28 protein-coding genes, 2 tRNA genes and 1 riboswitch are annotated in these 25950 nt (G+C 46.8%); of the genes, 20 read left to right on the forward strand and 10 right to left on the reverse strand.

Annotated elements, in window-relative coordinates:
* Nucleotides 1-267: 267 nt before the first annotated feature.
* Genes CAFE_RS15815 through CAFE_RS15825 form a run of 3 tightly spaced genes read right to left on the reverse strand, consistent with a single transcriptional unit; the run spans nucleotide 268 to nucleotide 3421 of the window.
* The gene (locus CAFE_RS15815; RefSeq protein ID WP_156991165.1) at nucleotides 268-936 is read right to left on the reverse strand and encodes a P-II family nitrogen regulator; all 669 of its coding nucleotides are present in this window, start codon (nucleotides 934-936) and stop codon (nucleotides 268-270) included.
* A gap of 5 nt (nucleotides 937-941) precedes the next feature.
* Nucleotides 942-2423, reverse strand: a complete 1482-nt coding sequence (locus CAFE_RS15820) for a DUF1538 domain-containing protein (protein WP_156991208.1) — start codon at nucleotides 2421-2423, stop codon at nucleotides 942-944.
* A 44-nt stretch (nucleotides 2424-2467) separates the two neighbouring features.
* Nucleotides 2468-3421, reverse strand: a complete 954-nt coding sequence (locus CAFE_RS15825; protein ID WP_156991166.1) for a DUF6076 domain-containing protein — start codon at nucleotides 3419-3421, stop codon at nucleotides 2468-2470.
* A 410-nt stretch (nucleotides 3422-3831) separates the two neighbouring features.
* Here CAFE_RS15825 and CAFE_RS15830 point away from each other — a divergent pair, with 410 nt between their 5' ends.
* The 10 genes from CAFE_RS15830 (at nucleotide 3832) to CAFE_RS15875 (ending at nucleotide 12180) form a co-directional block, all read left to right on the forward strand.
* Entirely contained in the window at nucleotides 3832-4140 is a 309-nt protein-coding gene (locus tag CAFE_RS15830) for a plasmid mobilization protein (RefSeq protein WP_156991167.1), read from the forward strand.
* A gap of 4 nt (nucleotides 4141-4144) precedes the next feature.
* Nucleotides 4145-5524 (forward strand): relaxase/mobilization nuclease domain-containing protein, encoded by a 1380-nt coding sequence (locus CAFE_RS15835; protein ID WP_156991168.1) that lies wholly within the window; start codon nucleotides 4145-4147, stop codon nucleotides 5522-5524.
* A gap of 13 nt (nucleotides 5525-5537) precedes the next feature.
* Complete coding sequence (locus tag CAFE_RS15840) at nucleotides 5538-5804, forward strand: hypothetical protein (RefSeq protein WP_156991169.1); 267 nt, start codon at nucleotides 5538-5540, stop codon at nucleotides 5802-5804.
* A 93-nt stretch (nucleotides 5805-5897) separates the two neighbouring features.
* Nucleotides 5898-7520, forward strand: coding sequence for a recombinase family protein (locus CAFE_RS15845; RefSeq protein ID WP_156991170.1), 1623 nt, complete (start codon nucleotides 5898-5900; stop codon nucleotides 7518-7520).
* Between the two features lie 8 nt (nucleotides 7521-7528).
* Nucleotides 7529-7620: riboswitch (cyclic di-GMP riboswitch) on the forward strand.
* A 387-nt stretch (nucleotides 7621-8007) separates the two neighbouring features.
* The gene (locus CAFE_RS15850; protein ID WP_066645196.1) at nucleotides 8008-8487 is read left to right on the forward strand and encodes a hypothetical protein; all 480 of its coding nucleotides are present in this window, start codon (nucleotides 8008-8010) and stop codon (nucleotides 8485-8487) included.
* Between the two features lie 558 nt (nucleotides 8488-9045).
* The gene (locus tag CAFE_RS15855) at nucleotides 9046-9720 is read left to right on the forward strand and encodes a hypothetical protein (RefSeq protein ID WP_066645141.1); all 675 of its coding nucleotides are present in this window, start codon (nucleotides 9046-9048) and stop codon (nucleotides 9718-9720) included.
* Nucleotides 9721-9723: 3 nt separating this feature from the next.
* Nucleotides 9724-10218, forward strand: a complete 495-nt coding sequence (locus CAFE_RS15860; protein WP_066645143.1) for a hypothetical protein — start codon at nucleotides 9724-9726, stop codon at nucleotides 10216-10218.
* Entirely contained in the window at nucleotides 10202-10579 is a 378-nt protein-coding gene (locus CAFE_RS15865) for a type II toxin-antitoxin system PemK/MazF family toxin (RefSeq protein WP_066645197.1), read from the forward strand. Before CAFE_RS15860 ends, CAFE_RS15865 begins: the two co-directional genes overlap by 17 nt.
* A gap of 11 nt (nucleotides 10580-10590) precedes the next feature.
* Nucleotides 10591-10848 carry a helix-turn-helix domain-containing protein gene (locus CAFE_RS15870; protein ID WP_083210056.1) on the forward strand — a complete coding sequence of 86 codons (258 nt, stop codon included), beginning with the start codon at nucleotides 10591-10593 and terminating at the stop codon, nucleotides 10846-10848.
* Between the two features lie 78 nt (nucleotides 10849-10926).
* Nucleotides 10927-12180: a tyrosine-type recombinase/integrase gene (locus CAFE_RS15875; protein WP_066645145.1), complete on the forward strand. Its 1254-nt coding sequence runs from the start codon at nucleotides 10927-10929 to the stop codon at nucleotides 12178-12180.
* Between the two features lie 26 nt (nucleotides 12181-12206).
* On the opposite strand, the gene CAFE_RS15880 is transcribed toward CAFE_RS15875, so the two are convergent.
* The 3 genes from CAFE_RS15880 to CAFE_RS15890 all read right to left on the reverse strand — a co-directional run bounded on the left by CAFE_RS15880 (nucleotide 12207) and on the right by CAFE_RS15890 (nucleotide 14456).
* Nucleotides 12207-12293 (reverse strand) — tRNA-Leu (locus CAFE_RS15880).
* 439 nt (nucleotides 12294-12732) lie between these two features.
* On the reverse strand, nucleotides 12733-13728 hold the full coding sequence (locus CAFE_RS15885; protein ID WP_066645147.1) for a M23 family metallopeptidase: 996 nt from the start codon (nucleotides 13726-13728) through the stop codon (nucleotides 12733-12735).
* A 53-nt stretch (nucleotides 13729-13781) separates the two neighbouring features.
* Entirely contained in the window at nucleotides 13782-14456 is a 675-nt protein-coding gene (locus tag CAFE_RS15890) for a sugar transferase (protein ID WP_066645149.1), read from the reverse strand.
* 161 nt (nucleotides 14457-14617) lie between these two features.
* On the opposite strand from CAFE_RS15890, the gene CAFE_RS15895 reads away from it, so the two are divergent.
* The 10 genes from CAFE_RS15895 (at nucleotide 14618) to CAFE_RS20720 (ending at nucleotide 21076) form a co-directional block, all read left to right on the forward strand.
* Nucleotides 14618-15562: an ROK family protein gene (locus CAFE_RS15895; RefSeq protein ID WP_156991171.1), complete on the forward strand. Its 945-nt coding sequence runs from the start codon at nucleotides 14618-14620 to the stop codon at nucleotides 15560-15562.
* Nucleotides 15563-15597: 35 nt separating this feature from the next.
* On the forward strand, nucleotides 15598-16647 hold the full coding sequence (locus tag CAFE_RS15900) for an aldose epimerase family protein (protein ID WP_083210057.1): 1050 nt from the start codon (nucleotides 15598-15600) through the stop codon (nucleotides 16645-16647).
* Between the two features lie 231 nt (nucleotides 16648-16878).
* Complete coding sequence (locus CAFE_RS15905; protein WP_156991172.1) at nucleotides 16879-17019, forward strand: hypothetical protein; 141 nt, start codon at nucleotides 16879-16881, stop codon at nucleotides 17017-17019.
* Between the two features lie 5 nt (nucleotides 17020-17024).
* Nucleotides 17025-17384, forward strand: coding sequence for a demethoxyubiquinone hydroxylase family protein (locus tag CAFE_RS15910; protein WP_066645155.1), 360 nt, complete (start codon nucleotides 17025-17027; stop codon nucleotides 17382-17384).
* A 24-nt stretch (nucleotides 17385-17408) separates the two neighbouring features.
* Nucleotides 17409-18224 carry a family 1 encapsulin nanocompartment shell protein gene (locus tag CAFE_RS15915; RefSeq protein WP_156991173.1) on the forward strand — a complete coding sequence of 272 codons (816 nt, stop codon included), beginning with the start codon at nucleotides 17409-17411 and terminating at the stop codon, nucleotides 18222-18224.
* Nucleotides 18225-18251: 27 nt separating this feature from the next.
* Nucleotides 18252-18629 (forward strand): desulfoferrodoxin family protein, encoded by a 378-nt coding sequence (locus CAFE_RS15920; protein WP_407926883.1) that lies wholly within the window; start codon nucleotides 18252-18254, stop codon nucleotides 18627-18629.
* Between the two features lie 83 nt (nucleotides 18630-18712).
* A complete protein-coding gene (locus tag CAFE_RS15925; RefSeq protein WP_066645161.1) occupies nucleotides 18713-19267 on the forward strand; it encodes a rubrerythrin family protein in 555 nt (184 codons plus the stop codon).
* Nucleotides 19268-19751: 484 nt separating this feature from the next.
* On the forward strand, nucleotides 19752-20273 hold the full coding sequence (locus CAFE_RS15930) for a DUF4358 domain-containing protein (protein WP_066645163.1): 522 nt from the start codon (nucleotides 19752-19754) through the stop codon (nucleotides 20271-20273).
* Between the two features lie 34 nt (nucleotides 20274-20307).
* Nucleotides 20308-20382, forward strand: a tRNA-Gly gene (locus CAFE_RS15935).
* A 517-nt stretch (nucleotides 20383-20899) separates the two neighbouring features.
* Nucleotides 20900-21076, forward strand: coding sequence for an IS66 family transposase (locus tag CAFE_RS20720; RefSeq protein ID WP_083210059.1), 177 nt, complete (start codon nucleotides 20900-20902; stop codon nucleotides 21074-21076).
* A gap of 355 nt (nucleotides 21077-21431) precedes the next feature.
* Here the strand turns inward: CAFE_RS20720 and CAFE_RS15945 are convergent, their stop codons facing one another.
* The 4 genes from CAFE_RS15945 to CAFE_RS15960 all read right to left on the reverse strand — a co-directional run bounded on the left by CAFE_RS15945 (nucleotide 21432) and on the right by CAFE_RS15960 (nucleotide 25728).
* A complete protein-coding gene (locus CAFE_RS15945) occupies nucleotides 21432-23243 on the reverse strand; it encodes an ABC transporter permease (RefSeq protein WP_156991174.1) in 1812 nt (603 codons plus the stop codon).
* The gene (locus tag CAFE_RS15950) at nucleotides 23240-23923 is read right to left on the reverse strand and encodes an ABC transporter ATP-binding protein (protein WP_330594059.1); all 684 of its coding nucleotides are present in this window, start codon (nucleotides 23921-23923) and stop codon (nucleotides 23240-23242) included. Before CAFE_RS15950 ends, CAFE_RS15945 begins: the two co-directional genes overlap by 4 nt.
* A gap of 72 nt (nucleotides 23924-23995) precedes the next feature.
* Entirely contained in the window at nucleotides 23996-25033 is a 1038-nt protein-coding gene (locus tag CAFE_RS15955; RefSeq protein ID WP_156991175.1) for a sensor histidine kinase, read from the reverse strand.
* An 8-nt stretch (nucleotides 25034-25041) separates the two neighbouring features.
* The gene (locus CAFE_RS15960; RefSeq protein ID WP_156991176.1) at nucleotides 25042-25728 is read right to left on the reverse strand and encodes a response regulator transcription factor; all 687 of its coding nucleotides are present in this window, start codon (nucleotides 25726-25728) and stop codon (nucleotides 25042-25044) included.
* Nucleotides 25729-25950: the final 222 nt, after the last annotated feature.

Below are 25950 nucleotides of genomic sequence, written 5' to 3' on the forward strand. Positions count from 1 at the left end.
TCATGTTCTTTTAGAATCCTGATGATCTGTTCCTCGCTGAACCGTTTCTTCATGTTAATCACTCCATCTGCATTTTATCATATTGTGACTAACTTTTCTATTGGCTCAGTTTTCGGGGCTCAGGTCACCCGTCGAACGAAATATTTTCATAAAGAATGGTAGAACATTTACGGCAAGCCAGGGCAGTATTATTGAATAAAAATAACCGACAGCCATCACTCAGTTGCTGTCGGTTATTTTGTGAATCAAAAAGTTCACTACGCTAATCTATTTATATATTCCATAGACCTTATTGACATTCTGAATGTAAATAATTCCCTTCCCGGGATCGTCTATTTTCAACTGTGTGCGTATAGACGACACAATGGCATCTGTCATATCTGTTTCCGATAAGATAAGAACGATTTCCTTTTCAGGTTCGATATCCATAGAGAACAGCTTGCTGGTTTCATGAATACCGGAACCCCTGCCCCCCATAATGGTTCCTCCTTTTGAACCTGCTTTGGTTGCAGCATCAATAACATCTTCGGCTTTACCCCTTTCCACAATGGTTGTTATCATATGATACATGGTGTTCTCCACTCCTTTTTCATAATCTGAGCTTTCACATGGAAAACTTTTCGCCCCCAAAATCTTAAAAACTGAAGTTGTAAAAGCAATGCCATGATTTGGCTTGTTGAAATCAAACTCTTTATTAAGTCCTTCAAGAGAATGGCACGCTGTTGCCGTATCCGTCAACATAAAGCAAATTTCTTTTCTAATATCAGAGAGTCCAATAAAATTTAGGATTCGACTGCTAACAGTTCCTTTTCCTATAGTCACCGTACCGCCTTTTATCCCATATTGTTTTGCTCGTTTTAGCACCTTACTCCCAAATCCAAAATCAACGATAACACATATCAATTCTATTTCAGTTAACTTAGATTCGTTATTCATAGGATTTACACCTCCCTATACTCCTTTTTTGTCTTAACTTTATAAAACAAACCCAACAATTGCAAGGCGATTAAAGGGGTCATTGCAACCATTGAGATAATTCCAAACCCATCGACTAAAACACTGGCCCCCTCTGTAGCTTCGGCAGCCCCTTGTGCATATGCCAATATAAAAGTAGCTGTCATCGGACCGGAGGCTACTCCGCCTGAGTCAAAAGCAATTCCTACAAAGAGCTTGGGAACGAAATACATCAATGCAATAGAAATAACATATCCCGGAAGCAGATACTGCCATAATTGTAATTCTGGAATCAGTATCCTGACAATAGATAATGCCACTGCGACACCGACCCCGATAGTAAGCGTAATCATAACAGCTTTTCTGCTCACATAGCCGCTTGTGACATTTTCAATCTGATGCGTTAGTACATAGACTGCCGGTTCTGCAAGTATAGTAACAACACCGAGTATAAAACCTATTATAATGACATAAGCCTTGTTATCTAATGAGGCTATATTATAACCAATCGTACTTCCTACGTCCATGAAGCCGGCATTAACCCCGACTAAAAACATAACAAGTCCTAAAAACGTAAACAAAATGCCAAATAGGATTTTACGAACAGCTCTATTAGATAATTTGAATGAAGCCTTTTGAAATATTATAAATATTAATATAATGGGAAACAATGCCAAGCTTACTTCTACAGCCACATTTGAAAATTCGTGAAGAAATGAATAAAGTATTGAGGTTGTCATCGTCTCTTGAGAAAGATTACCTGTTACATTATCTGCCTTTGATAAGATACTCATAACCATTATCGAAATTATAGCACCTGTTGAAGCGATTGACACCAATCCAAAGCTATCTTTTTCAGATGATTTACTATCCTTTTTCAATTTTGAAACGCCTATAGCAAGCGATAAAATAAACGGTACAGTTAAAGCGCCGGTTGTCGCTCCCGAAGCGTCAAAGGATATTGCTAAAAATTCCGGAGTAGTAAATATCGAAAGGGCCAAAATAATACCATAAAAAATGGTTAATAATTTATATAACGGGAAGTTGTAAACGATTTTCATAAGTCCTACTGAAAGCATTATAGAAATACCGGCTGATACAATACCAACAATACTCCACTTTGAAATCAATCCTGATGTGACGGAACTAACCTGTTCCGCCAAAATATGAAGGTCGGGTTCTGCAACGGATATAAAAAAACCAAGAATAATTCCGAAAATAATGACGATCCATATTTTATTGGTTTTTGCGATCGTTGACCCAAGGAGATTTCCAATCGGAGTAATTCCAATGTCTACTCCAATTAGAAAAACTGTTAAGCCAAAAATAATAAGTACCGCACCAATGAGAAACCTTATAAGTAATGCTGTATCAATTGGAGATATAGTAAAATGCAAGATCAATACTATCACAGTAATCGGCAGAACCGAATACAGTACTTCTTTTAGTTTCGAAATAATCACATTCAAATATTCCACTTCCTTTCTTCCTGCTTATGATAATATTTAATTTACTATGAATTTGTGAGCCACCTCACAAATTCCTGCAAGCTGATCTCCCCGGCATTACATTTTGCCTTCTGCTCCCTTGCCTTTTCACTCCAAGCGTAGAATTCCTCCTGCTCAATCTTCCCAGCCCTAATCCAGCCAAAGCGCTTCTTGTATTCCCGGCGATAGACCTTGAAAACATCATCATCCTTGCGCTTTTCTGTCCAAGCCTTGATCGACCCTACACCCCTGCAAGTGCGCCCCTTATCGTCAATGGGACGGCTGCAGTATTCCGCATCCGAACGCCCGGAGAGGGCAAAATACTTCCCGCAATTTTTGCAGATGCGCACAGACTGTTCCCGCTTCACGAACTCCCGCACGAAGTAGTCAATCATATCGTAGATGTTTTTCGGATACAGCACCTCGGTAAAGGTTTTGCGGTCAATGACCTCGAAGCTCATGGGCTGTGGCTGAAACTGAAAGGTGTTTAACTGATCATCTCCACGGTAGTTATAGTAGCGCACCATCTTTTTCTGCACCGGCTCCTTGGGGCTGGTGTCCAAGTCCAGCACATGAGAAAAGAGCGTTTTAATCTGCTCCTGCATGGTGTGGAGATTGGATGAAATATGGGTCAGCTCCTTGCGGGGCAGCAGGCCGGCAATGCTCTCATAGTTCTGCCGTTTGGCCTGTTCCAGCCTGTCCCGCCATTCCAGACGAAGCAGCTCAAAATAAATGTGCTGGGGGACTATCGTGTCCAGTGCTGCCAAAACCTCATCCGCATATCGCTGTTCCTTAGAGGAATACAGTTCCATAATAGCCTTGCCCATACCGTCAAACAAATCGCCATATGCCCAAACATCCAAATAGAGCAGCTCCATCAGACTTGTCCCGAAGGGCAGGTCTTTTTTCTTTTTCTGTTCATTTCCATATTCAAAATACTCTTTGCCATCTGCGACCCAAACCTTGTAAGTGTAACGCATCCTTTGTCACCCCATCCAGCCGACTTAATATTAAAGTTATTATACATTAGTCTTGACAAGATTGCAAGGCTTTGCTAATATATGATAATAGACTAATAATTATATATTTTAATATTTAGTCTATAAAAGGAGGTGATGCCTATGTCTGCCGAATAGCAAAAACCGCCACTCCACGGCAATGGAATGACGGCTCGTGAAACCGAAGCGGTTTCAAAAATTAGTTGCTCTCATTGTAACCCAAGGGGAGCGGAAAAGCAAGGGAGCATTTGCGGGGTTGGGGTACGCTCACTACCCTTCAGGGTAGGCCAGCATATTGTTTGTATTGACAGCGGGATTTCGCCCGCCGCCAATACAAACAGCTGGTCGGGGGCGCTGCCCCCAAGCCCCCGGGACGAAAGGAGCGTGATTACTTGAAAAAAGATAAGATGTTCGCCATGCGAATGAGTACAGCGGATTATGACCGCATTCAAAATAAGGCACAGCTGTCGGGAATGACCATGACGGATTTCCTCACCCTATCAGCACTTGGCAAGGAAATCATTGTGGTGAATGGCTTGGATGCTGTTACCGTACAGCTGAAAGCCATCGGGAAAAATTTGAACCAGCTGACAGTGCTTTGCAATATGGGCAGGATTACCTGCCCCGACCTCACCGAAACAAAACGGAGCTTCGGGGTGGTGTTCGATTCCATCTGCGGATTAATGGACAAAGGGGCGTGAGCCTATGGCAATCATCACCGCCATTAAAGAAAAAACGCAGAGCCGCACCGCCATGAAAAAAGTCATGGATTATGTGGCGCAGGATTATAAAACCCTTTTCCAGAACCAAAACGGCGAACAATGCAGGTTGCTGTCCGGGCAGAACTGCTGCGGAGAAACCGCCTTTCAGGAATTCATGGCAACAAAAAAGCAATACAGAAAAGAAAGTAAGGTGTTCTTTTACCAGTATGTACAGAGCTTCAAGCCGGACTGCGGCGCTACGCCGCAGGAAATTCACCAGATGGGAATTGAGCTGGCCAAACGATTTGAGGGCTACGAAGTCCAGATTGCCACTCACATCGACCGCGATCACTGGCACAATCACCTGATTGTGAATTCCGTCAGCTGTGAAACAGGGTTGAAACTCCAATTTAATGAAAAGGATTTGGAGCAACTGCGTACCCTATCCGATGAAATCTGTTTGGCGCATGGCTTGGAGATTTTGAAGCCCTACCAAAAACCCGCCATGAAGCCCATGGGCGCAGGGGAATACCGCTCGGCTGTGCGGGGTGGCAGCTTCAAATTCCAGCTGATGAACGCCATTGACACGGCACTCTCCAAAAGCCGCACGAAGGCCGAATTTACCACCTGTATGGAGGAAATGGGCTACGGGGTGAAGTGGATACCCCAGCACAAATACATCACCTACACAGCCCCCACAGGCCTGCGGTGCAGGGACAACAAGCTCCACGATGAAAAATATCTGAAAGAAAGGATGGAACAGCACTTTGCCCAACTTGAACGAACTCAAGGCTTTGAACAAGCCGCAGGAGATACCACAGAAGCTGACCACACCCTATCTGCCGCAGGTCAGCGCCATTCCAACCGAGGAATGGGATGCCATGCTGAACAGCCAGACAGTGCTGCTGGAGCGGATGGCGGCGCTGGGGCAGTATATTTCGACCCTGCCGACCACACCGCAAATAGAGAAAGCCATCCGGGATTATTGTCAGGGGATATACGACAATCAGGGAGACATGCTGTGCCGGGTGATAGGCGACCAGCACAGGAGGATTTCACAGACAGTGAACGACAAAATAGACAAGTCACAGGACAGCCTGAAATGGCAGCTGCAGGAGGGTTTTCAGAAACAGACGGAGCTGCTCCGGCACCGGGATATGATGCCGTGGAAGCTCAAAGCCAAGTGGACAGCCGTGGGGCTGCTCTCCTCGACAGTGCTTTATACCTTGCTCAGTCTGTTGAAAATCTTGTAAATCCTTATGACCCGGATGCTGAGCGCCGGAAATACGAACAGGAGCGTATGCGCCGAACATCCGGCAGAAAAAAACGGCAGAAGGACGGTTACAGCTATCAGCACGAGCAGGACATGGAACAGAGCATGTAGGAGGTGCATTCTATTGAAATTTACGTTTCGTGATTTTTGGCGCAGATTCTGGACGCTGGTTCGGGATAAAAGCGCAAGCCTTGATATAGAAAAGCTATCCGAAGATTGGAAAACGGCAAGCTGCAGCGAAAAGCCCGCCGCTTACCGGGAGGTGAGCATCGGCAAGGTGCTGTACCGGCTCACCAGCCTTTTTGAGGGCAGCAAGGATATTGACAAAACCATGGAACGGCTGGCGATCCGGAACGCCATGAGCCAGCCCGAACCGCAGAAAAAGGCATAATTCGCCTGTGTGGTCTGGACTGTCGGCAGTATATACGGTATACTGGCTTTGATAATACTGCCGACAGTTTGGGCTTGCGGAAAGTGAGGAAACATGTTAAAAGTCCAAAAAGACTACAAGGTCGGCATCTACGTCCGTTTGAGCAAGGATGACGAACGGGCGGGAGAATCCGTCAGTATTGAAAACCAGAAATTGATGCTCACTCGATACTGTGAGGAACAGGGCTGGAACGATTATTCTGTGTATTGTGACGATGGGGTCAGCGGCACCACCTTTGACCGCCCCGGCGTATCCAAGCTCATCGAGGATGCAAAAGAGGGGCTTATTAACCTGATTCTGGTCAAGGATTTGAGCCGTTTCGGAAGAAACTACATTCAGGTGGGGCAGTTTACGGATTATCTGTTTCCCATGATCGGCTGCCGCTTTATTGCCATGAATGACGGTGTGGACACCCTCCACAGCGACAATGACATTATGCCGTTCCGGAATCTGTTCAACGAGTTCCAAAGCAAGGACACCAGCAAGAAAATCAAGGCGGTAAAGCAGGCTCATGCCAAAATGGGAAATTACCTTGGTTGGCTTGTACCTTATGGCTATAAGGTGCATCCCGATGACAAGCACAAATTCATCATTGACGAATATGCCGCCGGGGTGGTGCGGAAGATATTTTCCAATCGGCGCAAGGGCTGGGGCTACCGAAAAATTGCCGCAAAGCTGAATGAAGAGCATATCTTGCCGCCCCTCGATTATTACTATCAGCAAAAGGGCAAGGAGGATACGGGTATTCGCCGCAACCACCTCTGGAACGACATGACAGTCAAGAAAATCCTCCGCAACGAGGTCTACCTTGGTCATATGATACAGAATAAGCGGGGTACCCTGTCCTACAAAAACAAAAAGCAGATTGACAAGCCGAAAGAGGACTGGATCAAGGTGGAAAATACCCATGAGCCAATCATCAACATGGATGCTTGGAACGCCTGTCAGGAGATTGCCGCAAGAAACTACAAGCCCCGTCCAACCAAGGATAATGAAATCAGCTTGTTCGGCGGTTTGTTGAAATGTATGGATTGCGGCTTTGCCATGAGGTACACGCAGGAAACCCATAATTACTCCAAGAAAGGCTTTGTCAAATATGTTTCCTACCTGTGCGGTAATTACACACGAAGTGGCGCGGGTGCCTGTTCAGCTCACAGTATCTACTTGAATCCATTGGCGGAGCTGGTGCTGGACGATATTCGCCACCGGGCAAAACGGGTACTTGAGGACGAAGATAGGGTGCGGCAGGAACTGATGGACAGCAAGGCCAAGCAGGGCGCACAGCAGATGAAGGCGGACAAATCCACCCTCAAAGCCACAGAAAAGCGCCTTGTGGAGCTGGAGAAGCTCACACAGGCGCTCTATGAGGACAAGGTGCTGGGGACAGTTCCCGAAGCGGTGTTCAAGAGTCTCATCGTAAAGTACGAAGCGGAGCGGACAGAAAAGCAGTCACTGGTGCAGGAGCTAAAAAAGCGCCTTGCCGACACCGCACAGGATGAGCGTGATATTGAGCAGTACCTCCAGAGCATCAAGAAGTATGTTGCCATCGAACAGCTTGACCGAGAAATGCTGTTGGAGCTCATCAAGTACATCGAAATCGGAGAACGCAAGGTGGTGGATGGGCAGAAATGCCGGGATATCGTCATCCATTACAATCTGGTCGATAAAGCAGGGTAAGCCCCATACCCTGCTTTATGCAAACACCACTAAAGGCGGGGACGCAAAGCCGCAGGGTCTAATGTGCTTTTTAAAGTGCAATGACAGTCTGGCTGCAAAGAAGATATAGGTCCGCCCCTTTTTTCAGGAGCGGACCTTTGCTATGTTCGTAGTCTTTTATTAAACTGTCAATAAGGCTTTTGTTCTGTCTCTGGTGAGAGAGGTATCCTTATGACATCGTTTATCTGTATCCTCCTCAAGAGGTCCCATTAACACAACGTCCACCGCATTTCCACATCCTTAAAAAATCAATGGAAAAAGACCGCATTTTGCTTTCATAGGCAAAGTGCGGTCTTTTTTCGTTTTATATTTCATGCGAGAATACAGCCTGCTTTTTGCGGGCTGTATTTTTTATTATCGCATAAAATCGGGACGAGTTCCCCTCACTGCCGCTCCCCGCCTTTTCAATCTGTTTTTGACTTTTCAAAACAGATTGGAGGAAATGACTTTGAAAAATTATCAGGGCAGCGACTATGCTCTCAACAAATTCAGCGATGGAATTGTTTACCGCTTTGCGGATCGGACCGTGAAAATTTCTTTGGAAGATTATCTCGCGGAGAACCCCGAAAAAACAGAACAAAATTTTGGGGAGTTGAAAGCCCTGTCGGACTCCATCTATCGGGAACAAGACCGTTTGGAGAACGCTCAGACCAATAAAAACATATCGATTCACGGTCTGGAAGAAACGGACAAGCTCTCAACCGCTTCTCTTGAAGACGAATACACCAGACAGCATGAAGAAGAAATCATGGAATACATCATTGAAAAATATCTTACGGAAAAGCAAGCACGCCGTATCCGGTTATGCATTTATCATGGACTGAGCAGCCGCAAAATTGCAAAACTGGAAGGACTTCATTACCGGACAATTCAGGACAGTCTGGTGCTGGCAAAAAAGAAAATCGAGAAATATTTGAAAAACTTTTGAATTTATACCGTGCAGAACCCCCTCAAAAAAGACGTTAGGTGAAAGGACTTTTTATAAATCCCTTCACCGGGACCTTGAAAAGTGAATACGCATTCATCAAACACGTTGCCTTTGCCGTCCGTGAGGAACGGACAAGCCACATCAGCGGCTGCGCCATGATCCGCAAAACAGCTTCTATCCGTTTTGCGGGGAGCGGCAACTCCCGGCTGTAACTATCGGGCGGCTCCCGATAAGGCCAAGACCGGCAAAGGTGATTATGATACTCCTGTCCAGCCACAGACATCGCAATGGGGGCAGCTCGGAGAGAATCTCGGAGGGGTATAGAGCCCGTGTGCCGGTAAGCCACCGGCAGTTTGATGATTTCCCGCATCGGGGGTGCCGGGGACAAATACGATGCAGAAAACAGATTGTAAAGTGAGCGCTGGGAGGACAGCAGGACATGCTTCCGAAAGCAGCGATGCTTTTCCTTGATACGGAATCGGCCTGCCGCCTTTCCCCAGCGCCTTACATACCCGTTTTGAAAGAATGGGAAATCTTTATTCGACAGGAGATGTGAGTATGGCAGCAAACATTTATATTTTATCAGCCTGCGATGCGTGGGCAGAACATAGCAGTATGCGTATTTTAGGTGTCACAACCGATGAAAACATGCTTTACGCTATGCTTGCCGCGAAGATCAAAGCCGGAGATATGGAGTACGACGGCAGCGGTGAGAATGCATGGAGTAAATTCCAAAACGATTTCAAAAATGGGGATATCAATTTCAACAAGCTCAAATACGGTTTTGTGCAGACTTATGAGGATATGCAAATCACCGAGCCGATTTCTCTTGCCCAGTTTCCCGAAGCCGGTGAAGTCTACGAGGAAATCACGGGAGCCAAGGTCAGGGCTGACATGGAGAGGCTGGGCCTTGATCACCGCAGCTTAGTCTATTCCGTTGTGGAAGTTCATACCGACTCCGGCGATACTTCTTTTTATATGCCGGGAATCTGTGACCGCGACAGTCTGGAAGAAAACGATGACTATCTTGATCTTATGGATGGCGCCGACGATACCGAAGTCGATGTCAGCGTATCTTCCTATTCTCTTGGAACCGGTGAAAGCGAGTATCCCGATGAGGAAGAAATTGCAATCATCGAACAGTATACCGACGAACTGGACGAAGAGTATGGCATTGACCCGATTCAGAGCGATTCTTTCAGCTTTGAATATGAGGCGGAACAGGAGTGTTGACCAATGACACAGGCAGACAGATACGCCAAGCTGGCCGCACTGACAGGAAGAGCAGATAACCTTGACTCTTCCTATCACGCGGCCTTTTATCTGCTCTCCTATGACCAGGATGTATATGAGACTGCCAGCCGATATGTCACGCATGACGGCATCAGTTTTACCGGTCTGAAACGAGCGTCCCGCAGCTTTGACGAGCGTACCCGTGAGGTAATTGACATTGCCCACAACCTGTTTTCATGGGACAGCAAATGCAGTGTGACTCCATTTGATATTTCCCGGCTGGGCTATCCTTATCTGGAACTGGCCTGCAACGCTATTTCTATTGCCGCCGATGAGGTGCAGCCCGTCATGCAGCGGGAACCTTCCGGTCAAATGAAAATTGTGCTGGACGATACCCATTATCAGCAGACACAACGTACTTACAGGGAGCTTGAGCAGTTCCAAGATACTCTTGTGAAGGAGATGGAGCAGGATGAAGCCGATGAATTTGAACGGTAGGAATCTAGAAATTACGGAACGGAGCATTGTGCGTGGAGACCTCTATTACGCGGATTTAAGTCCGGTTGTTGGCTCAGAGCAGGGTGGTATTCGCCCCGTCCTTATCGTTCAGAACAATACCGGCAACAAATTCAGCCCTACGCTGATTGTTGCTGCCATTACGAGCAAAGCGGACAGCAAGGCCAATTTGCCGACCCATATTCTCCTTCACGCGGTACACGGTCTGGAACGGGATTCCCTTGTCCTTTTGGAGCAGGTCAGAACGATTGACCGAAGGCGGATTCGGGAATACATCGGTACTATGGATGAAGAAAACATGGAAAGAATCAATCAGGCCCTGACAATCAGTTTCGGTCTGTGAAGGAGTACATCATGGATGAAAAGCTATCAAGAAATGGTACTTATTCTTTGATGTTCCGCGGGTATCCCGATGTGGTCAACGTGAAGCAGCTCTGTGAAATGCTCGGAGGGATCAGCACCAAAACCGCCTGCCGTCTTTTGCAGGAAAATAAAATTGAACATTTCAAAATCGGGCGAATCTATAAAATTCCAAAAATCCATGTGCTGAAGTACTTGAAGGTCGAGGGATATTTTACGGAAAAAGATGATTTTAGCGTGGTAAAGCGTTGAATTATAATTGGGTATCTGCTATAATGAAGCTGTCAATGGCAGGTGCTTCTGGTTGCGAAAAAGGAGGTATTCAGTTTAATGGTTACAGGGCATCTGCGCGATAAGAACGGCATCTATCAGATCATTTTGAATTACAAGGACGCCAAGGGAAAATACCGGACAAAATCCGTCAGTACGGGACTTCCGGTCAGAGGTAACAAAAAACGGGCGGAAGATATGCTGCAGGCGGAGCGCAAAAAATTCGAACAAGAGCCCGCAAACGATAACAAAAACGTGCTGTTTTCAGACTATTTGTTGAGTTGGCTTGACATGATGAAGAACAGCATCGAAATTACAACTTATGGTTCGTATTTCTACATCGTTAAAAACCACATTGTTCCGTATTTCAAGGAGAAAAAACTTCTGCTCCGGGACATAAAGCCGAAACATATTCAGGATTTCTATCAGTACGAACTGAACGACAAAGGAGTTTCCGCGAATACGGTTATCCACTATCATGCCAACATTCGAAAAGCTTTGCAGTATGCGTTTGTGACGGGGATGATTCCATCCAATCCGGCTGATCGCGTGCAGCGCCCTAAGAAACAGCCATTCGAAGGAAGCATCTACAACGAAGAAGAGTTGGAAAAGCTGTTTCAGGTTGTAAAAGGGACACCGATTGAACTGGCGGTTCTTCTGGGTGCGTTCTACGGACTGCGAAGAAGCGAGATTGTTGGGCTGAAATGGGATTCCGTTGATTTTATCCAGAAAACCTTTTCAATTCGGCATACCGTTACAGAAGTCAGCATCGACGGTAAATTTCTGACAGTTGCACGCGACCGTACCAAAACAAAATCCAGTTGCAGGACATTGCCGCTTGTGGCTCCTTTTGAAAAGGTACTGAAAGAACTAAAGCAGAAACAGGAAACGAACCGGGAATTATGCGGCAGCTCCTACTGTAAAAAATATCTTGAGTACATTTATGTAAACGAAATTGGCGAACGGATTAAACCGGCATATCTTACCGATCATTTTCCCCGAGTTTTGGAGAAAAACCATATGCGCAGGATTCGTTTTCATGATCTTCGCCACAGCTGTGCGAGTCTTCTTTATGCTCATGGGGTAAGCCTCAAGGAAATTCAAGAGTGGTTGGGACACAGCAACATCAGCACAACCGCCAATATCTACACGCACCTGAGTTTCGATTCAAAGGTTTCCTCCGCCAACGCAATCCTGAATGTTTTTCCAGGTGGATCCCTTACACATCCCTTACAGAAAAAGGCGGTAAATTCCACAAATTGCGTAAATTCAGCGAAACGCAAAAAAACAAAAAAAGTCTCCAAACCCGCATGAATACTGGGTTTGGAGAGATTCTACACTGGTGCCGCTGACCAGACTTGAACTGGTACGGTATTGCTACCGAGGGATTTTAAGTCCCTTGTGTCTGCCAATTTCACCACAGCGGCAAATCTTTAATTTTAAAATTCCTGAATTTCGCGACTTCGGAAAATTAAGGGATACAAGTAAGGGATGCAAAAGAAACAACGGATTTAGTTCTTAAAAAAATTTAATAGCCACGCGGGTTTGCAGGTTTCAAGCGACAATGGGCTGAACGGATTTTAAGTCCTTTGTGTTTGCCAATTTCACCATGGCGGCAAATTTAATTTTAACTTCCCTGAATTTCATCACTTCGGAAAATTAAGGGATGCAAGTAGGGGATGCGAAGCGAAAAGCTGTTTTGAACCTTAAAAAACTAAATAGCCATGCGGGTTTGCAGATTTCAAGCGACAATGGACTGAACAAATTTTAAGTCCTCTGTGTCCGTCGTTTCCACCACAGCGGCTCAGTTTTTAGCAGGAGTTATTATACCATAGCTCGGCGGCAAAAGCAAATCAAATCTTATATTTATGATTCGATTTCAATATCTTTGACACGGAAGTATTCTTTTGTCTCCGCGACACGGTAAACCTCCGACTGATGCTGCCGGAGCAGTTTTGTCAAGGCGTAAACGTCCACCCAGATCTCATTGTTGCATTCCTTCTGACTTTCGTCGAAAACCAGCTGAAGCCCGAAATGCAGATGGCTGACTTTGATATTATTCACATTTTCCTTGGAACTATATCCCGTACGGCCGACATACCCGATCACATCGCCCGCCTTGACGGTCTGGCCGACGCCAAGACCGGCAGCATACGGGCGGTTTTGTCGAAGATGCGCATAGTAATAGTACCGTTTGGTGTCAAAGGAGCGAATCCCGATTCTCCAGCCGCCGTACTGATTCCATCCAAGCGCTTCCACGATCCCGGATTCTACCGCGATGACCGGTGTTCCGGTCGCCGCCATCATATCGTGACCCAGGTGGGGCCGTGAGTATCCATAGGTGCGCCGCACCCCGAAATCATCACATTCCGAGTAAGGAAATGTCTTCGCAATCGGCGAATAACCGATCAGACCGTATTTTTCCTCACCGTTTTCCCGGTATTTTCCGAGAAGTCCGCCCAGCACCGCCGTATAGGCTTCCAAATAGTAATGATAGTATTTCATATCCTTGGTGATTTCATCAATGCCGGCAGTCTGCAGCTTTTCAACGAAAGCATCCATGTCGGAGCTTTTATAGCGGGTGAAATTCCCGCCGTATTTTGCCCCCAGATAGGCTAGAATCTGAATCCAGCTGAGGCTCCCGCCTTGTTCATGGGATTTAATATCCAGATTCATCGCCTTTTTCAAGGCAAGATACGAAACGTTGAATTCGACATATTTAATGTAATCCGCTTCTTTTTTTTCTTGAATCTGTGTAGGAACCGACTGATGGACATAGCCGGCGGAAGCGGTCAGAAGGACAACCGCCAGAAAAAGGAGTAAAACTGTTTTCAGGGCCTTTCCCGTATGGTAAAACAACATTTCATCCCCCGCTGTTCTACCCAATCATATGTGAATCGCCCTGAAAATATGGCTCAAATTACCGCTGCAACGGTTTGAACCATAATCTTTATGTCACCCCAAACGCTGACTTTGCGAATATATTCCAAATTCAGTTCAGTTTTCGGCGGCAGGATTTGTTCAATATAGATCCGGTCCGGATCGCCGGAAGCAACCAGAAGCCTGTCTTCGTCCTTAAAGGCAATGCTGGAAGGAGCCGTAATCCCGGGACGAACCAGAAGCGTCGCCATCCCTTCGGGGCTGTAGGCGTCCACATAACGCCGGACTTCCGGCCTGGGGCCGACCAGGCTCATGGTTCCGTTTAGAACATTGATCAGTTGCGAAAATTCATCCAGCCTGCATTTGCGGATCAGCTTGCCGATTCGTGTAATGCGCGCGTCTTCACCGGTGGTAACGGCGGGGCCGATTTTGTCCGCGTTTTGTACCATGGTGCGAAATTTATAAATTCTGAAGTCCCGATTGTAGCGGCCGACCCGGACTTGGCGGTAAAAAACAGGGCCGGGCGAGTCAAGCTTGACCGCGATTGCCAAAAGGAGCAAAACAGGCGAAAATATCAAAAGGATGAAAAGAGACGCCAGGATGTCTCCGGTGCGCTTTAAAAACAGCGTAAAGCGTTTCCTTTGCAGCTGATTCCAATATTCCTGGGTAAACTCATTTTTCATGTTTGGCGGAAGAGCTTTCAATGTCATGTCTTTTCACCATTTTCAATTTACTAAGTTTATTGTACCATTATATCACAGCTTTTACGCGAATGATTTTATTTTTTGAATTCGTATCAATCGTATTTACATTGCTCTAAAAGAAATGCTATACTGATAAATATCACGGGGAAAAAGGAAGGATATCTCTTATGCATTATCTTGGGATTGACCTTGGGGGAACAAATATTGCAGCCGGTGTGGTTGATGAAGATTACCGGATTGCGGCAAGGGCAAAAAGAAAGACATCCGTACCCTGCACGCCGCAGGAAATCACCGAACAGCTTGCTTTAACCGCTTTGGAAGCGCTGAAAAACGCGCGGCTGACCTTAAATGATATTCCTTATGTGGGAATCGGAACGCCGGGCACGGTCAATCGGGAAAGCGGAGTGGTTGAATACTCCAATAACCTTTTCTTTGAAAATCTTGAACTCAAAAAGCTTCTGTCCGAACGGCTGAATCGGGATGTGATTCTGGAAAACGACGCCAACGCGGCGGCGTTCGGCGAGTACAGGGCGGGCGCCCTGAAAGGGGCCAATAACGCGCTTGCAATCACGCTCGGCACCGGGGTCGGCAGCGGCATTATCATTGACGGAAAAATCTACGCGGGCAGCAATTTCGCGGGCGGCGAAATCGGACATACCGTGATCGTGGCGAACGGAAGGCCCTGCACCTGCGGACGCAAGGGCTGCTGGGAATCTTATGCTTCCGCCACCGGCCTGATCGCCATGACGAGGGAGGCCATGCGAAAGGATCGGGAATCCCTGCTGTGGAAGCTGGCCGGCACTTTGGAAAATGTGGACGGCAGGACCGCGTTCGAGGGCATGAGGGCCGGTGACCCGACCGGAAAAGAAGTTGTGGATGAATACATATTTTATCTTGCGTGCGGCCTTGCAAACTGCATTAATATCTTCCAGCCGGATATTCTTTGCATCGGCGGAGGAATCAGCAACGAAGGGGAGTCGCTGATGGTTCCCCTTCGCAAAGCGGTCGCCGACGAAAACTACGCGCGAAACGCTCAGCATCAAACCCTCATCTGCCGGGCGCAGCTCGGCAACGACGCGGGAATTCTCGGCGCCGCTTTGCTGGGCGTATAAAAACAGATTCAATGAATCGCGGGAGGAGTACAGTGATGGAAAAGCTGGAAATTGGCAGACTTTCCAACGGACGTCCCGTTGAAAAGGTAAGCTTGAAAAGCAAAAACGGGATGACGGGCGAGTTTTTAAATTATGGGTGCCGCATCGTCCGTCTGACGGTCCCGAACCGTGACGGGGTTTTTGAAAACGTGGTTCTGGGGCACGATTCGCTGGCGGAGTATGAGGCTCCCGGCGATGTGCAGGGCGCCGTCATCGGCCGCTTTGCCAACCGGATCGCGGGCGGGGAGTTCACCGTCGGCGGGAAGTCTTATCATCTTGCCAAAAACGAGGGGAACAACACGCTTCACAGTTCGTCGGCCGGGTTCCAGAACCGCCTGTGGCAGGTAAAGGAGACCACGGACGGCGGCGAGCCGTCTGTAACCTTCTCGCTCCTGAGCCCGGACGGCGACGGAGGATTCCCGGGCAATTTGCGCGCGGAAGTCACCTACACTCTGACAGAGGATCGTTCGCTTCGGATTGACTACCGTGCCGAAACGGACGCTGAGACGCCGCTGAATTTGACAAACCATTCCTATTTTAACATCACGGGGAATGCTGCAAAGGATGTTCTCGGCATGGAGCTGCGGGTGTTTTCGGACGCAATGACGGAAGCGGACGGCGGTCTGATTCCAACGGGAAGGCTTCTTCCGGTCGAAGGGACGCCGTTTGACTTTCGCTCCGCCGTTCCGATCGGTTCTCAGATCGGCGAGCCCGATCCGTTTCTTGTCCTGTGCGGGGGATACGATGTGAATTATGCTCTGAACGGCCCGGAGGGAATTAAAAAAGCCGCGGAGCTTTTTGACCCTCAAAGCGGAAGAGTCATGCTGGTCATGACCGATCTTCCCGGCATTCAGGTATATACGGCGAACAGCTTTGCCCCGGGTACGGTTGGATTCGGAGGAATTAAATATCAGCCGCACCATGCAGTCTGTCTGGAAACACAGTATTTTCCGGATTCGCCTCATCGGCCGGATTTTCCTTACCGGAACCTGGTACCGGGCCAACGTTTCCATTCCGCCACAATTTTTCGCTTTGAATGCAGATAAATATTGAAAAGTCGAAATCCAGCAAAAGGCCGGAACAACAGTACCCAAAGGGTACTGGCTGCTCCGGCTTTTTGCAATGACTTTTTCAGGGTTTGCGAGTCGGTGCTTTACTGATTTTCTTGAAGGAGCATCCTTTGGAAAAGAAATCCGACTACATTTAACCAGCGTGGATGAGATGGTTCTAAAGCTCCTGTGCCGGAGGAATTCAGGGAGTGGTGGGGGATTAAGCGATTGCGCTCTGGAGGAAGAAATACCCCTGCTGTAAAAAATAATAATTTTTATTATTTTTTTGTAAAGGCCTTGCAAATTGGAAGAGGTTATGATAAGATAAATTCAGGAATTAAGAATGATTATTATTTAATTGGAGGTTGATTCAAATGCCGGCATTTGCAAATCCGTTTTCAGGCAATGTTGAACGAAAAATGAGCCAGGAGGAACTGATTCAGGCAATCCGTTTGGATATTGCCGGAGAATTGGAAGCAATCTACCTTTACGATGCACATGTTCAGGCGACGGACAACGAAACGGCCAAGACCGTAATCGCGGATATCAGGGATGAGGAAAAAGCCCATGTCGGAGAACTGATGACGCTTTTGAGAACACTCGATCCGAAGGAAGCGGAGCTGTTTGCCTCCGGGGAATCGGAGGTCAGGGAACTGCTGGAGGACCTTGGAATTTCCGGGGGGGAGACCCGGCACGCGGCGGATCAATCAACCGTTGGAAACCTGTTGGAATAAAAAATCACGAAAGGAGGAATGAGGATGAGTTACCTGTCAAGAGAGAGCTCCGCACTATCTGCGGAGCTGTGGCGAAAAATCGATACGGCGGTGTTGGAGTCCGCCAGAAAGACATTAACCGGTCGGCGTTTTCTTCCTGTCTTTGGACCGCTCGGCGTTGGTGTGGAAAGCATTTCGATCGACAGTGCGGGACAAGTCGGCGAAGTTGCCAATAACGGCTTTATTACGACGAAAGCCAGAAAATACATGGAAATCCCCGCCCTTTATCAGGACTTTACCCTGGCGGCGAGAGACCTCGAAAACAGCGCGCGCCTCGGTTATCAGGCCGATCTGACCGGAGCGGTGCATGCCGCGCAGGCATGCGCCCGGATGGAGGACAAATTCATTTATTTCGGGAACGGCGATTTGGGCTATGAAGGCTTACTGACCGCTTCCGGAATTCAGAAGAGAAAAAGGTCCGAGTGGAAGACCGGCGAGAACGCTTTTACGGACATCGCCGCAGGAATCGAGAGCATGGCGGCAAAAGAGATTTACGGCACCTATGCCTTGTCTCTCAGCCCCGACCTCTATCTCGATCTTCAGCGGATACAGCCGGGAACCGGCCTGCTGGAAATCGACCGAATCAAAAAGATGCTGGACGGAAAGGTGTACCAGTCGGCTGCTCTGGGCAGCGGCAAGGCGGTTCTGGTTTGCTCTGAGCCGGCTAATATGGATCTTGTCATAGGGCAGGACCTTGCGGTCGCTTATCTGGAGCAGAAGGAACTGAATCACTGCTTCCGTGTTCTTGAGACCGTTTTGCCCCGTATCAAAAATAAAAACGCTGTTGTGGCGTTTGAATAAAATTTAAATTAATTTGAAGGAGAGATCATTATGTCAAATGCAGATTTTTATCGTTGCGAAAGATGCGGAAATATTGTTGTTAAGGTGAAAGACGGCGGCGGAACGCTCGTGTGCTGCGGTCAGGATATGACGAAGCTGGTGGCGAACAGTACGGATGCCGCTCAGGAAAAGCATGTGCCGGTTGTGACAAGGGAAAACGGCAGAATCAGGGTTGCCGTGGGATCCACGCTGCATCCGATGTTGCCGGAGCATCACATTGAGTGGATTGCGCTGGTTTCAGGCGAAAGGGTGGAGATTAAATACCTGCAGCCTGGTATGCAGCCGGTTGCCGATTTTGAAGACGCGGAAAGCGGAACGGTTTATGAGTACTGCAACCTGCATGGTCTTTGGAAAGCGGAGTTTTAAAAGGAATTCTAAAACGGCGAATGATTAAAGCAAAAACTTCGAATAATACCGGTACCATTATTATTTCAGGAGGTTATGACAGGATGGCAGTACAGAATGCAATGACTGCGGACTATCTTCGCTCCGCCTATGGCGGAGAAAGCATGGCGCACATGCGCTACCTGATTTGGGGCGATATGGCCGAAAAAGAAGGTTTCCCCAAAATCGCAAAGTTGTTTATGGCGATCGCCTATGCGGAACGGGTTCATGCAGGCAACCATTTTAAGGTGCTCGGCGGTTCGACATCCGATTCCACTGTCGCGGCCGGCGGGGTTTTCGGGACCGGCAGAACGGCGGAGAATCTTCAGGGAGCAATTAACGGCGAACTTCATGAAGTGGAACAGATGTATCCGGTATATCTGAATGCTGCGGAGTTTCAAAACGAACCCGAAGCAAAACGCTCTTTTCATTTTGCACTGGAAGCGGAGAAAGTCCACGCAAAGCTCTTCCAAGACGCCCAGAACGCGGCAAAAGAAGGAAGAGACATGGAATTGAAGGCTGTTTACGTTTGCCCTGTCTGCGGCCACACGGTTCTGGACGGAGCGCCGGACCGGTGCCCGATTTGCGGGGCGAAAAAGGAAATGTACAGGCAATTCTAAAAAACGGCAGAACTGGACTGTTGCAAAATGGGCTCATCCCAAAATTGAGCAAAAAATGCGTCTTAATCAGGCTTTGATAGCCGTTTTAAGGCGCATTTTCTTACTTTTCCGGTTGTTTATTTGTGTATTTTGCTGTCGCAAATTGCTGATGGAACAGCCTCCTTTCCATAATTTTATATTATGTTAACAGAAGCGTAAGTTTTTGTTTCAACCGGTTTTTTTCAACATGTTTGCCCCGATTGTTGAAAGACTGGGGTTTTGCTGCCGCTGTAAGATGGAAATTGTTGAAAACAAGGTGGAAAGTGTTGAATAATCAACATCGAAATTCTACAATATTAAAATAAAAAACAGGTTTATGTAAAGTGCAAGTAACCGATCAGAGGCAATCCTGATTCTATATTTTCTTATATGTAATTATTTAACCTTGAAAATAATGTAAAATACAATGGCGATTATTAGCAAAGGCCGGAAAGGAGGCACCAGGATGGAGAAAGCGGAACAGAGCAGAAAAAAGTGGATTATTTTCACCGTTGTCACTTTGATTTTTACCATTGCGATCCTGACCGGTGCTTTTTTGATGGTTCATCATATTCGGGAGAATTACGCAAGATATTCGCCGGACCAGATTACTCAGAGAATCATGAAAGAATTGGAGCCGGAAGACCTGGTCAAAGTAGAACCCGGACAAATCTCAAAGCATTATGACATACCGGACGGCGTTGTTGAGGCAAGTTCGCTGTATATGAGCAAATCTAGTGAAAGCGCATCGGAACTTGCATGCTTTCTTCTGACTGATACGTCAAAATACGATCAGCTGCAGCAGGCCATTCATGCGCACATCAGTGCAAAGGCCTCGGGATTTAAGAGTCTGAATCCAACCCAGTACAACGCCTTGAAGAATGTTTTAATTTCCCAGAAAGGACGATATGTTCTGGTTTCTGTGGGGAGCGTAACAACGGCGGAGGAAAAACTGTTTTTAGATTTACTAAGTCAAAAAAACACTTGAAAATCCTGATACAATATGATAAAATATTTTGCATGCGGGAGTAGTTCAGTGGTAGAGCGTCAGCTTCCCAAGCTGAATGTCGCGGGTTCGAATCCCGTTTCCCGCTCCAAGACAATTGCCCAATCATAGTTGCATGGCCCATAAAGCCAGTATTTATGCGGGCTGCGGGAGTTTTGAATGAGAAATTCAAGACTCCCGTTTTTCATAGATGCACACCTTCTTTTCTGCGGATTTGAGGGTTCAATCATATATAACTTAAAATACTCAGAATTGTGGTATACTGTTTGTAGAGGTGGTTGTATTCAGATAAGCCGGTTCTGCATAGCATCATTTTTTAGACGACTAAAATAGCTGACTGTCACTTTATAAGTGGTTGTCAGCCATTGTCCTGTATTGATAATACTGCCAGGGGCATACCAGATGCGACAAATGCAGCGGGAAGCTTGTGCCAACGTCACAGACATGACTGAAGCCTCTGTACCGGCAAATAAATAAAGAGCCTTTTGAACAACCGGGCCATTCATGCGGATTGAGACCGTGATGCAGGTGCTGAAAGAAGACGGTAAGCCGGCCGCTTCGAAATCGCGGATGTGGGTTTACGCCAGCAATGACCGCGGCGGCCGCCGATCCGATACTTTGAATATCAGCCGGACCGCAGTGGGAAGCACGCGGCCGCTTTCCTGAAAGACTTTACCGGCTTTCTGGTGACGGACGGCTACGCCGGGTATCACATAGTTGACAATCAAAAACAAACTCAAGTTTTCCATATCAATCATGTTCGTTTGGGACATACAACTTATTAAACTATCTTAAACCTTTCCGGTTTAATGTCGGAAAATATTACCGCAAAAGTTATCATACCCGAACATCTCTTGACATTACCTGGGGCATGAGAGGACAGTGTGATTTGCGTATGAACAACGCCGCCTTTTTTCGTATAGTCGTATATCATCCGTCCCACTCGTCTATAAGCTTTTCGCCGATGCGGTAGGCGGTTGCTGCGACGTCTGCTTTTGCCCAGCACAAAAGAAAGGGCGGCTCTGAAATTCAAAGCCGCCGTTTCTTTGAAAAGAGGAATATATCTGCCGGACGACGCTTTTTTGCAGCCGTCCGGCAGAAAATACAAAGGTCTGTTTCACTATTTACATCAATAGCGCCTTATAGTTCATTAATCGTATCGGTAACTGCCATATTCTGAATTCGTTTTGCCGGAGCATAGACAGCAGCGATAGCGGCGGCAATAACAAACAGAAGAATGATCACGAGAGGAACAGCGGGAATACTCCACACAGCGTAGCTATAATGAGCAGTAATAAGGTAGTCATATAACAGCTTACTGACCAGCAGACCAACGGTACAGCCGACGGCACAACCGGATACAGCATAGGTAAACGCCTCTGCGGCTATCATTTTCGTAACCTGACGTTCATCCATGCCGACCGCACGCATGGCTCCGTACTGTTTGATCTTTGCGGACACGCTCATGGAAATGCTGTTCATAATATTTAATACCGTGACCAAAGTAATAATGGCTAAAAACGCATATACAAACAGTACGAACGCAATGTAGGTATTGGCCGTGCGCTGGTCGCGCAGATCGGAAAGCGTACCGTTTTCGTTTACTACGCCGCGGATGGCGGCCACATTTTTGTTCGTAGCGTCTTTTGACGTTTGGATCAGCACGAGCGAATAATCGGAAATGCCGGTCAGCCGGGTAAACGTTTCGTCGGAAGTAATGAGCGTTATTTTTTCGTCCAAACTGCCGTCGCTGCTAAAGGGGTTGTATTTCAGCGTCCCCGCGATGGTCAGCTTCTGACCGTTTGCTTTTAGAACGTCTCCCGCTTCCAAAGAATCGTTTTTGCCGCAAACAGCAAGCACATACTTGCTGTTCCCGTACACTTTCCCAATATCGCTGCCTTCTTTCAGTAGTTTGTCTTTCGTAAGGCAGTCCAAGTCAAAGTTACTATAGGAAACCAGGTCAATCCTTTCAGACCGGGAATTGTCTTTTCCGACTTCCGCCGGAACATCAGACAGGTTACGGCGGGCAAAAACACGTTTCACGCCATCCATACCCTCAAGCTTATTCAGCAGCGCACTGTCAACGGAATTTGAAGCATCGCTGCCGGAAATTTTGATGTCGGCGGTATTCGACGACTGCGGCATAATGCAGCCTACAAACTCTATCACAACCGTAAAGCTCAAAAAGAGGATAATGCTGAGCGCGAAAGAACCTGTCATAAGAATCAGGTTTTTCTTATTCGACACGGCATGGTGAATACCAAGGGCGGTTTCAATTTTGAAAAAGCGGGTATGCAACGCATGGTTTGCGTGGTTTGCAGCTTCAGAGTTGCCCGATACCGCTGTTACAGGGGATACTTTGGCGGCCCGTTTTGCAGGAGAACCGGCGGCAATGAGAACCGTAATAATACCTACAAGGATTCCGCTGACAATTCCGATCAGGCTGATTCCAAATAACGGTATGTTGGAAAACTCTTCCCCGACAAGATATCGCAGCACGCCACACAGCGCCCATGTGATTCCGATTCCAAGTAAAACGCCGATCGGAATAGCCGTTTCACACCAGTTCAGCGCTTCTAATCTTACAAAACGAATTATTTGCTGCCTGCTCATTCCAATACAGCGCATCATGCCGAAGAATTTTGTCCTCTGAGCGACATTGCTGTTAATGCTGCTTGAAATCATCAGCACTCCTGCAATCAGGATCAGCACAAACAGAGCCGCAGCAAGAAGAAAATAATTCTGTACCGCAGCGCTGCCGATCATATTTTCAAGCGCCTGACTGCCGTGCTTTGCCAGCAATCTTGCGGTCTCCATTCGGACGCTCATGTCCGCCATGGAAAAAACTGCCGTTACCAAAAACACCGCAAAGATGATGCAAAGAAGCGTCATGCGGTTCTGCCGTCTGTGTACCTTTGCGGAAATCGGAATCAGGCTAAGATAGCTTTTCATTCGCGGCACCTTCCGAAATCAGTTAATACACCGTCGGAGACCTGCAGGATCCGGTCTGCGGTCTGTGCGATGCTTCGGTTATGGGTAATCATAACGATGGTTTGTTCATACGTCTTTGCGGCTTCTTTCAGCAAAGCAATTACTTCGCTGCTGTTCTGCGTGTCCAGATTACCTGTCGGCTCGTCCGCAAGGATCAGGGACGGCCGCGTAATCAATGCGCGCCCTATCGCCACACGCTGCTGTTGTCCGCCTGATAACTGACTGGGTAAATGGCTGCGGCGCTCTTTCAAATTGAGCACAGTAAGCAATTCTTCCAGATACTTTTTATTGGGCCTCTGATAGTCGAGCAGTACCGGAAACATAATATTCTGCTCAACATTCAGTTCTGGAATCAGATTAAAGCTCTGAAAAACAAACCCGATGTTTCTGCGGCGGAAGATTGTCAGGCTGCTGCCTTTCATAGCAAAAATATCTTTGCCGTCGATAAATACTTTTCCGGAAGTGGGATTATCAAGCGCGCCCACCATATTCAACAGTGTACTTTTACCGGAACCGGATTCTCCGACGACTGCAACAAATTCACCTTTTGGAACGGAAAAGCTGACATTTTTTAATGCGTGTACGGCTGCTTCCCCGTTGCCGTAGATTTTGGAAACTGATTGAACTTCCAATAAATTCACAGGTTACCTACCTCTTTCTGCCTTGATATGGAAAGAGTATCACATCAAGCCTACTGTCAGATGACGCACATCCTACAATTTTGTAGGGATTAAAAAATTGATTGTAAAAGCAGTGCCGATACCTAATTCGCTGTCAACCTCGATCGTTCCGTTGTGCGCTTCAATCACGGCTTTTGCAAGCGGCAAACCGAGCCCTACACCCTGCGCGTCTTTCAAAAAACGGCTGCGATAGAACCTTTTGAAAATATGGTGCAAATCCTCCGGGTGAATACCGCTTCCATCGTCTTTAATGATGACTTGTATCACAGACGCAAATTGTTTCCACTCAATATCAATTTCATTTCCTTTCTGGGTATGGTCAAAAGCGTTTTTTACAATATTGCCGATTGCTTCAATCAGCCAATTACGGTCGCACATTAGAGAAATATCTTCATCACCGGATAAAACCATTTTCTTTTCTTCTTGCATAGCACGAAATGCAAAGTGCCTCTCAATCCCGCCCATCATTTCGGATACGTTTTCTTCAGCCTTTTCTATCACGATTGTTCCGGCATCGAGTTTTGCGATTTTCAAAAGGTTTTGGACGAGTGTTTCTATCCTTTCCAGTTCTTGTTCCGAAAGACCTGTAAATTTCTGAATCGTTTGTGAATTCCCAGCTTCACCCTGTAAAATGCCATTATACACATTAAGCGCCGCGAGCGGCGTTTTAAGCTGATGCGAAATATCCGCTATCGTATTCTTCAAGAATTCCTTTGCTCTCAGTTCGTTTTCAGCGTGGGCATTCAAAATGGAAACCAAAGAATTTACTTCCTGGAACAGTCTGTATAACTCGCCTTCCTCATCACACTGGATACGGGCGTCTGGATCTCCGGCGATATAATCGGTAATTTGTTCTGCGGCGGTTTCAATAATCACGTGCTGTTCTTTGAAATACGCATAGCAGAAAATCAAGATTGCCACGGCCATGCATAAAGAGGATAGATAAATAGAGACCGCTGTATTTTGAGCTGTTACGTTCATAAAGACTGCTGCAACAACCGCGAACACAAGTATGCACATTAGGATCCTGGAAAAGAGCGCCTTGATTCTTTTGTTTGCCAGTATTTTCATCGTACACCTCAATCCGCCGAATTCCATTTATAGCCCATCCGCCGGACGGTAATTATCCTTCTGGGGCTGCCCGGATCATCTTCAATTTTTTCGCGTAATCTTCGAATGTATACAGAAAGCGTATTGCTGTCCACGTAATTTTCGCTGCAATCCCATAACCTGCTTAAAATCTGTTCCGGTGAAAGTACTATATCCGGATTTTCCATAAAAAGACGCAACAGCTTATATTCGCCTGCCGTTAATTCAAGCGGTTCACCTTTTTTATAGACTTCTCCTTTTAGAAGTTGAATTCTGATACTGTTAGAACACAGTTCGGAATCTTCCTGAATAAAATTATTGCTTCTGCGGAGCAGCGCGTTTACCCTTGACATAAATACTGCCAGTTTAAAGGGCTTTGTAATGTAATCATCGCCGCCAATATCAAGTCCCATGATAATGTCGGTTTCTTCGTCCGCCGAAGTTAAAAATATAATGGGTACCTTTGAAGTCTGCCGGATTTTTTGACAAATATCAAAGCCGGAACCATCGGGCAGAGAAACATCTAAAATCACCAAATCATATTCACCATCCGCCCATATTACACTTGCCTCATAGCTTGTGCGGGCAATCTCTATGTCGTATCCCTGCTTTTTTACTGCGAAGGACAGACCTTGCATTAAGCTTAAATCATCTTCAACCAATAGAATACGCTTCATTTGCTTTCATTCCCCCTTGGTTTGTTGAGTTTATATCGCTTATCAACGGTTTATCTTTTTCGGATTGACCGGATTGCCGCAATCTTTCTAGCTCCCGGAATGAGACCGGCAGTGCAGAAATCGTTTATCCTTCTGGGAGTAACAGCCCGCTTTTCGCTTGCTTCTTTCAAGGTCGTATAATCCATATGGCTTTACATTACCGCCACATTACGCTCTTTCGAA

The organism is Caproicibacter fermentans (assembly GCF_009746625.1).
GTDB lineage: Bacteria > Bacillota > Clostridia > Oscillospirales > Acutalibacteraceae > Caproicibacter > Caproicibacter fermentans.